Origin of the sequence: Paraburkholderia phenoliruptrix, assembly GCF_019511605.1 — a bacterium.
Classification (GTDB): Bacteria; Pseudomonadota; Gammaproteobacteria; order Burkholderiales; family Burkholderiaceae; genus Paraburkholderia; species Paraburkholderia phenoliruptrix_A.
The window spans coordinates 103,033-111,167 of sequence record NZ_JAEUAV010000024.1 but is presented as its reverse complement, the minus strand read 5'-3'; the positions used below and the strand labels follow the sequence as shown (position 1 = coordinate 111,167).

Annotated in this window: 7 protein-coding genes; all 7 read left to right on the top strand. The window is 65.3% G+C overall.

Translation table 11 applies throughout. The features are described from left to right. Positions 1–132 precede the first annotated feature (132 nt). Complete coding sequence (locus JNB89_RS24730; RefSeq protein ID WP_220363937.1) at positions 133–1,074, top strand: UDP-2,3-diacylglucosamine diphosphatase; 942 nt, start codon at positions 133–135, stop codon at positions 1,072–1,074. Positions 1,075–1,126: 52 nt separating this feature from the next. Then, the gene (locus JNB89_RS24725; RefSeq protein WP_013339890.1) at positions 1,127–2,158 is read left to right on the top strand and encodes a glycosyltransferase family 4 protein; all 1,032 of its coding nucleotides are present in this window, start codon (positions 1,127–1,129) and stop codon (positions 2,156–2,158) included. A 20-nt stretch (positions 2,159–2,178) separates the two neighbouring features. Further along, complete coding sequence (locus JNB89_RS24720) at positions 2,179–2,913, top strand: diacylglycerol kinase (RefSeq protein WP_220363936.1); 735 nt, start codon at positions 2,179–2,181, stop codon at positions 2,911–2,913. Between the two features lie 218 nt (positions 2,914–3,131). Continuing rightward, positions 3,132–3,845, top strand: a complete 714-nt coding sequence (locus JNB89_RS24715; protein ID WP_013339892.1) for a TetR/AcrR family transcriptional regulator — start codon at positions 3,132–3,134, stop codon at positions 3,843–3,845. A gap of 10 nt (positions 3,846–3,855) precedes the next feature. Beyond that, positions 3,856–4,440 (top strand): TIGR00730 family Rossman fold protein, encoded by a 585-nt coding sequence (locus JNB89_RS24710; protein ID WP_135894882.1) that lies wholly within the window; start codon positions 3,856–3,858, stop codon positions 4,438–4,440. 333 nt (positions 4,441–4,773) lie between these two features. Beyond that, positions 4,774–5,520, top strand: a complete 747-nt coding sequence (locus tag JNB89_RS24705; protein WP_220363935.1) for an SDR family oxidoreductase — start codon at positions 4,774–4,776, stop codon at positions 5,518–5,520. A 355-nt stretch (positions 5,521–5,875) separates the two neighbouring features. Continuing rightward, positions 5,876–7,951: an ArnT family glycosyltransferase gene (locus tag JNB89_RS24700; protein WP_220363934.1), complete on the top strand. Its 2,076-nt coding sequence runs from the start codon at positions 5,876–5,878 to the stop codon at positions 7,949–7,951. Positions 7,952–8,135 lie beyond the last annotated feature (184 nt).

Genomic DNA, 8,135 nt, shown 5'->3' with positions numbered 1-8,135 from the left:
CTCCGACACCTCGCGGTTCGACCGCCGCACCAATCCGCCGCTTCACCGCCGTAATAAGAAGTTCTCGTGACTGTCATGGCACAGTCACGCGCCGTAGGCCCAATACGGGCACTGCAACTCGACGCGTGAGCCATGGACTCCAGAACGTCCGCGACTTCCCTGTTCCGCCAGACCGGCCCGAGCGTCGACCCCGTCGCGTTTCGCCCCGGCCCTAGCCCGACCCACGGTTTGCCGCTGCCGGCCACGCCGCAGCAGCTCGACACGCCCACGCCTCAGCACGACGAAGACCATGCGGAGCCGCATCGCTACCGCACGATCTGGCTGTCGGACATCCATCTCGGCTCGAGCGGCTGCCAGGCGCCGTATCTGCTCGATTTCCTGCGCCACAACGAGTCGGAGTACCTGTATCTCGTCGGCGACATCATCGACGGCTGGCAGTTGAAGAAGGGCTGGTACTGGCCCCAGGCGCACAACGACGTGGTGCAGAAGGTGCTGCGCAAAGCGCGCAAGGGCACCCAGGTCGTCTACGTGCCAGGCAATCACGACGAAGCCGCGCGCCAGTTCTGCGACCTTGCGTTCGGCGACATTCACGTGCGCGGCGAGGCGTTTCACACGACGCTCGCCGGCAAGCGCCTGTGGATCGTGCACGGCGATCTGTTCGACGGCGTGATCCAGCACGCGAAATGGCTCGCGTATCTCGGCGACACGCTCTACACGATGATCCTGATCCTGAATCGCTGGTTCAACCGCATCCGCAGCCGGCTCGGCTTTCCGTACTGGTCGCTGTCGCAGTACCTGAAGCATCAGGTGAAGAACGCGGTGAACTTCATCTCGTCGTTCGAACGTGTAATGACCGACGAAGCGCGCCGCCGCGGCTGCGACGGCGTGGTGTGCGGGCACATTCACAAAGCCGAGATACGCGACATAGACGGCGTGCTGTATTGCAACGACGGCGACTGGGTAGAAAGCCTGTCGGCACTCGTCGAAACGTATGAGGGCGAGCTCAAGGTGATCTACTGGACCGTGATGCGCGCTCCGCAAGCGGGCGTGCAGAAGGCCCGGGCAACCGCGTAACCCTTCTCAACTGCTTTGGTCCGGACCGGGCACACAATCGAGGAACGAATCGATGAAGATCATGATCGTCACCGACGCATGGGAACCGCAGGTCAACGGCGTCGTGCGCACGCTCAAGAACACCACACGCGAGCTCACCGAACTCGGCCACCGCGTCGATCTGCTAACACCGCTCGAATTCCGGACGATCCCCTGCCCGACCTACCCTGAAATCCGCCTGTCGCTGCTGCCGCGCCGCAAGCTGCGCGAGCGCATCGACGCGTTCGAACCCGACGCCTTGCATATCGCCACAGAAGGCCCGCTCGGCATGGCCGCCCGTGCCTACGCGATCCAGCACAAGCTGCCGTTCACCACGGCCTATCACACGCGCTTTCCCGAGTATGTGCAGGCGCGCTTCGGCATTCCGCTCGCGGCGACCTACAGGTTCCTGCACTGGTTCCACAAGCCGTCGCTCGCGGTGATGGCGCCGACGCCGGTGGTGAAAAGCGACCTCGAAAAGTACGGTTTCACGAACGTCGTGCTGTGGACGCGCGGCGTGGATCTCGACATCTTTCACCCGATGGATTCGAAAGTGCTCAACACCGCGCGGCCGATTTTTCTGTACGTGGGACGCGTGGCTGTCGAGAAGAACGTCGAGGCTTTCCTGAAGCTCGATTTGCCCGGCTCGAAATGGGTTGCGGGCGAAGGCCCGGCACTCGCCGAACTGAAATCGCGCTACCCGCAAGCGAACTACCTTGGCGTGCTCACGCAGGCTGAACTCGCCCAGGTCTACGCGGCAGCGGACGTGTTCGTGTTCCCGAGCCGTACGGACACGTTCGGCCTCGTGCTCCTCGAGGCGCTCGCCTGCGGCACGCCGGTGGCGGCCTATCCGGTCACCGGCCCGATCGACGTGCTGGGCGACGGCGGTGCCGGCGCGATGAACGAAGACCTGCGCGAGGCGTGCCTCGAAGCGCTCAAGATCGACCGCGCGCATGCACGGGCGTGGGCCGAGCGCTTTTCCTGGGCGGCGGCCTCCGAGCAATTCGCCGCGCATCTGAAGCCGTTGCCGCGCGCTTCGTATCGCGAGGAAAGCGCGGCCGCGTGACGCGGCGCGCCGGGCTGCCCATGCAACGCCGATCCTCCCCCGCGAGCCGCGCGTCGTCCAACGGCGTTCTGCACGCCGTCCACCCAGGCGACGCTCATCGCGACGAACGCAGCGAATCCAGCGAACGCAGCGAGCACGATGACCGCGATAGCGCGAGCGCCGATCCGTTCGACGACGTGAGCGATACGCGTGCGCTGGACCATCACGGCGCGCAGGGCCGCAATGGCCGGCACAACCCCAGCGGCGTGGGCCAACCAGGCCAGCTTCGCGCGGATGGCGGCGCGCCGGGGTCGCGGGAAGCATCGCACGAAACCTCGCACGAACCGCTCAGCCCCGACGATCCGCTCGCGCCGCTGCCCTTCAACCCGTACAAGGGCAATCGCGGTCTCACACGAGCCTGGCACGCGATGAAGAACTCGCTCGCGGGCTTTCGCGTCGCGATCCGTGAGGAGAGCGCGTTCCGTCAGGAACTGACGCTTGCGGCGATTCTGGTGCCCTGCGGCATGCTGGTTCCCGTCGAGCCGGTGGCGCGGGTGTTGCTGCTCGGCTCGGTGCTGCTCGTGCTGATCGTCGAGTTGCTGAATTCAAGCGTGGAAGCCGCCATCGACCGTATTTCGCTCGAACGGCACGAGCTGTCGCGCCGCGCGAAAGACCTGGGCAGTGCCGCGGTAATGGTCGCGCTCGGCATGTGCCTGATGACGTGGGTGCTGATTGTCGGCCCGCTGGTGGTGCATTGGGTAACCGCGTGGCTGTGAACGCTGCCAGGGCGACATGCGCCGCCGGCGGCTGCAAGTCCCGCGCATTAACGCGCGTGGTCGTCGCGAACAATGAAAACCCTGAGTGTCCGCTTGAAATTAGCACGCTCGGTTTATAATCGTCCGGCAGTCTCAAAATAGCAACCGCGTCCGGGTGGACCGAAAAAGCAGCGGCACGCCGCCGCGCGCCCAACCCGGCGTAACCAGGGCCGGACGACATGGAAGCCAAACCTCCCCGCCGCACCCGCGAACGGATACTCGAACTGTCGTTGAAACTATTCAACGAAATCGGCGAGCCGAACGTCACGACGACGACCATCGCCGAGGAAATGGAAATCAGTCCAGGCAACCTGTACTACCACTTCCGCAACAAAGACGACATCATCAACAGCATCTTCAGCCAGTTCGAGCAGGAGATCGAAAAGCGTCTGCGTTTTCCGGACGACCACCGCGCGACCATCGACGAAATGTGGTCGTATCTGCAGTACATGGTCGATTTCACGTGGCGCTATCGTTTCCTGTATCGCGACCTGAACGACCTGCTCGCGCGCAACCGCACGCTCGAGACCCACTTCAAGCAGATCATCAGCCACAAGGTGCGCTTTGCGAGCCAATTTTGCGACCAGCTCGTCGCGGACGGCGAAATGGTGGCGACGCCTGGCGAGTTGCAGGTGATCGCGACGAATATCGGTGTGATCGCAACGTACTGGCTGTCGTATCAGTTCGTGATGAATCCGCGCAAATACAACGAGCAGGAGGCGATTCGCGCGGAGCTGCATCAGGTGAGCGTGCAGATCGTGTCGTTGATGGCGCCTTACCTGCGCGGCCGCTCACGGCAGATTTTCGACGATCTCGTGTCGGGCAAGCTGCAAAAACGCGAGTTCTACGACTATCTCCCGCCCAAGGAAGGCGGCGCGCCCCGCAACGAATAGGACGTTTTTCATGAAGTCGGTGTGTGTGTACTGCGGCTCCGCGAACGGAGCCAAACCCCTGTATGCCGAGGCCGCGCGCGCGTTCGGACGCGCGCTCGTCGAGGCCGATCTCGCGCTCGTCTACGGCGGCGGCAAGGTCGGACTGATGGGCGTGATCGCCGACACAGTGATGGCCGAAGGCGGCCGCGCGATCGGCGTGATTCCGGAGCTGCTCGTGAACAAGGAAGTCGGCCATAACGGCTTGACGGAGCTGCACGTGGTGCCGGACATGCATCATCGCAAGAAGATGATGGCCGATCTGTCCGACGCGTTCGTCGCAATGCCTGGCGGCGCCGGCACGCTCGAAGAGTTCTTCGAGGTCTACACGTGGGCGCAGCTCGGCTACCATCAGAAACCTGTTGCACTACTGAACATCGACGGCTTTTACGATCCGTTGATCAAGCTGTTGCAGCACACGGTGGAAGAAGGCTTCATGCGGCAAACGTATCTAGACATTCTGCAGATGGACGCCGATCCCGCTGCGTTGATCGGCAAGCTGCAACGCTATCAGCCGCCCGCCGCCGACAAATGGGCCATCAAGCGCGATGCCGTTTGATTCGCGCTTGGGTTGCGGCGTGGACTCGACGCCGTTGTTGAGGGTGGACTTCAGGCCGGGGGCGCTATCGCACCGGCGGCCGTGGTTGCGGATGCGGTAGTTGCCGCGTCTGCTGTTGTAGAGGATGGACTTCAGGTCGGGGTCGCCGTTGCACCGGCGGCCGTGGTTGCAGATGCGGTAGCTGCGGCGTCTGCCGTTGTCGCGGATGCAATTGCTGTGGCCTCTGCCGTTGTCGCGGTTGGGCTTGCTGCGGTCCCTGCCGCCGAATGACCGCGTTTCCCTTTCGTTTTCCGTTGGAACCTGACGCTTAACTACTTGCCAGTCGAGGCTGCGATGACTCAAACCGTTCTGATCACCGGCGGCAGCCGCGGCATAGGCCGCGCGACCGCGCGCCTGCTCGGCGAGCGCGGCTGGTCGGTGGGCGTGAACTACGCGCAAAACCTTCGCGCTGCCGAACAAACCGTCGCCGAAGTCGAGCGTGCCGGCGGGCGGGCGCTGCCGGTTGCCGGCGACGTCGCGAAAGAAGCCGACGTAGTCGCCATGTTCGATGCGGTCACACGAGCGTTTGGGCGGGTCGACGCGCTCGTCAACAACGCGGGCATCGTTGCGCCGTCCATGCCGCTTGCCGACATGGACCTCGCGCGCCTCACGCGCATATTCGATGTGAACGTGCTCGGCGCCTATCTGTGCGCGCGCGAAGCCGCGCGGCGCATGTCGACGGATCGGGGCGGCGCAGGCGGCGTGATCGTCAATGTGTCCTCCGCGGCGGCGCGCTTGGGCTCCCCCAACGAATACGTCGACTATGCAGGCTCCAAAGGCGCAATCGACACGCTGACGCTCGGCCTCGCGAAAGAGCTGGGGCCGCGAGGCGTGCGTGTCAACGCGGTGCGGCCCGGCCTCATCGACACCGAGATTCACGCGAGCGGCGGCAAGCCAGAGCGCGCCGCCCAGCTTGGTGCGACGACCCCGTTAGGGCGTCCCGGCAGCGCCGACGAAGTTGCACAAACCATCGTCTGGCTGTTGAGCGACGCGGCGTCGTACGTGACCGGCGCGATACTCGACGTGGCAGGCGGACGCTAGCGGCTCGCTGCGGTTCTTTCGACATGTAGCGGCGGTCGTTCTTATGCGCTGCCCGCCGCCGGGCAGCGCCTTTAACAGGCGCCGCTTTTCCGCTTTTCCGCTTTTCCGCTTTTCCGCTTTTCCGCTTTTCCGGCTCTTCGCGTTCTCCCAGCTCTCCCCGCTCTCCGTCGCCTCCCTGTGCGATACCAGGCATCGCCGCGGCACGCCCAATCGCAGCATCTGTGCGCCGCCGCGCCTGTAATCAACCGTAATAATGGGAGACTACAATCGCGACGATTGCGCGGACTCGCGTGACGCAAGCTAGAACATCGTGTGCGCAACCGGTTTGCCGCACACCGCGACCAGAGATCGTTTCATGCAAGAAAAGTCTTCCACAGCGTGGCGCAAGGGGAGCGCCGCGACAGCGGTGTCCGCGACAACGGGCCTCGTCGATCACGCGCAGCAGGCGCGGTCAGCCGACGCCCCCCAGAGCGGGATGAGCGGCGTCAGCGGCGTGAACGGCCCGATCAGCCCGAACAACGTAAGCGCGGCCGACGCCCAGACCTCCACAGCCGCCGCGCCCACCCGCCCCGCCAAGCCTGCACGGCCGCCCGCACCAAACGCTGGCGCTCAACCTGCCCTCGGCTTGCCGGCTGCGGATCGCCCGAGCGGCGGCGCACGCTGGCGCGCGCTCAGCACCGTCCGTCCGCTGATGTGGCTCGTCGCGCTGGCGATCCTGTGCGCGTGGCTGTTGCCGGGCACCTTGGGACACGATCCCTGGAAGCAGGACGAAACCTACACGTTCGGCATCGTCCAGCACATGCTCGACACCGGCGATCTCGTCGTGCCCACCAATGCGGGCCAGCCGTTTGTCGAAAAACCTCCGGTCTACGACTGGGTCGCCGCGGGCCTCGCATGGATGTTCGGTCGCTATCTGCCGTTGCACGACGCCGCACGGCTCGCGAGCGCGCTGTTCGCGGGCCTGACCGTCTACTACACCGCCCGCGCCGCACGCCGCGCGGTGGACGCGTCCAGCTGGTTCGACCTGCGCGTGCTCGGCACGTTGGCGCTGTTTGGCGGCACGCTCGTCGTCGTCAAGCACATCCACGACATGATGACCGACGTCGCACTCATGGCGGGCGCTGCCATTGGCTTTTGCGGGCTCTTTGAACTGGTGCTAGTGCATCTTCGCGACGATGGCGCGCGAGGCGGCCCCTCCGGCGAAGCGGCGCGCACGCGCCGCCATGCGATTGTGAGCGGCGCGGCAATGTTCGGCTCAGGCGTGGGCGTCGCGTTCCTCGCCAAGGGGCTGTTTGTGCCGCTGGTATTCGGCGCGACGACCTGCGCAGCGCTTGCGCTCTATCCCGCCTGTCGCAGCCGCAGCTTCGCAGCCGCCCTGGGCATTGCGGCGCTGGTGCTGGCGCCGTTCGCGCTGATCTGGCCGATCTGCTTTTATCTGCGCTCCGAGACGCTCTTCAGGATCTGGCTCTGGGACAACAACATCGGCCGTTTCTTCGGCTTTTCGGTCGCACAACTCGGCTCGGAAAGCGAAAGCCGGCTGTTCGTGCTGCGCACGGTGCTGAGCGTCGGTTTTCCGGCCGTGCCGCTCGCGCTGGCCGCGCTCGCGGGCGGTGCGTGGCGGCGCTGGCGCGATCCGTGCGTCATGTTGCCGACCATTTTCGCGGGCGTCGGTTTCGCCGTGCTGCAAACATCGGCGACGATCCGCGAGCTCTACATCCTGCCGTTCATCGCGCCGCTTGCGCTGCTCGCGATGCAAGGCGTCGAGCGGCTCCCACGGCGTCTGCATACGGTCTGGGACATGACGAGCCGCGTGCTGTTCGGCAGCACGGTGGCACTCGCATGGATCGTCTGGTCGATCATGAGCAGTCCGGTCACTGCGCACGCTTCGCTGCATCGGCTCGGCCGGTGGCTGCCGCTCGACTGGGTGTTGCCAGTGAAACCCGGCCTGCTCGCCGCCGCGCTGCTGATGACGCTCGGCTGGCTGTGGCTCCTGCCCGTCTTCAAGTACACCGGCAAGTGGCGCGGCGCGCTCAGCTGGTGCGCGGGGGCAATCGTCGCGTGGGGACTCGTCAGCACGTTGCTGTTGCCCTGGCTCGACTATGCGAAGAGCTACCGCTCGGTGTTCGAAAACCTCGGCGCCGCGCTGAATCGGGAATGGAACGACGGCGATTGCATGGCGAGCATCGGGCTTGGCGAATCCGAGGCGCCCATGCTCTATTACTACACGGGCATCGAGCATCAGCCGGGCGCGAACGAACGCGCAACGGCCTGCACCTGGCTCATCGTCGAAAGCCGCCGCACCAACGCCTTGCTCCCGGCAGGCGACTGGCGGCTCTTCTGGACCGGGGCGCGGCCCGGCGACAACGACGAACTGCTGCGCGTGTTCGTGCGCACGCCGACGGCCGCGCCGGCTGCGGCCGATGGTCCGTGAGCGCGCGGCCGTGGTTGTGAGCGCAACGAATCGTTGTGATGGCAACGCGCGCCGGCATCGCGCAATACGCGGCGCTTTGCTGCACTTGGAGGCGCGCAGGGGTGCAGTGGTGCGGTGATCGAGGTGCAGCGGTGCCGGTCGACGAGTGTTGATCGACGTGCAGCGGTAGCGGTCGTCGTGCGGT

Excerpts from the sequence above, each read along its gene's own strand:
- JNB89_RS24710 (WP_135894882.1), top strand. The coding sequence starts at position 3,856 with ATGAAGTCGGTGTGTGTGTACTGCGGCTCCGCGAACGGAGCCAAACCC.
- JNB89_RS24725 (WP_013339890.1), top strand. The coding sequence starts at position 1,127 with ATGAAGATCATGATCGTCACCGACGCATGGGAACCGCAGGTCAACGGC.
- JNB89_RS24720 (WP_220363936.1), top strand. The coding sequence starts at position 2,179 with ATGCAACGCCGATCCTCCCCCGCGAGCCGCGCGTCGTCCAACGGCGTT.
- JNB89_RS24705 (WP_220363935.1), top strand. The coding sequence starts at position 4,774 with ATGACTCAAACCGTTCTGATCACCGGCGGCAGCCGCGGCATAGGCCGC.
- JNB89_RS24700 (WP_220363934.1), top strand. The coding sequence starts at position 5,876 with ATGCAAGAAAAGTCTTCCACAGCGTGGCGCAAGGGGAGCGCCGCGACA.
- JNB89_RS24730 (WP_220363937.1), top strand. The coding sequence starts at position 133 with ATGGACTCCAGAACGTCCGCGACTTCCCTGTTCCGCCAGACCGGCCCG.
- JNB89_RS24715 (WP_013339892.1), top strand. The coding sequence starts at position 3,132 with ATGGAAGCCAAACCTCCCCGCCGCACCCGCGAACGGATACTCGAACTG.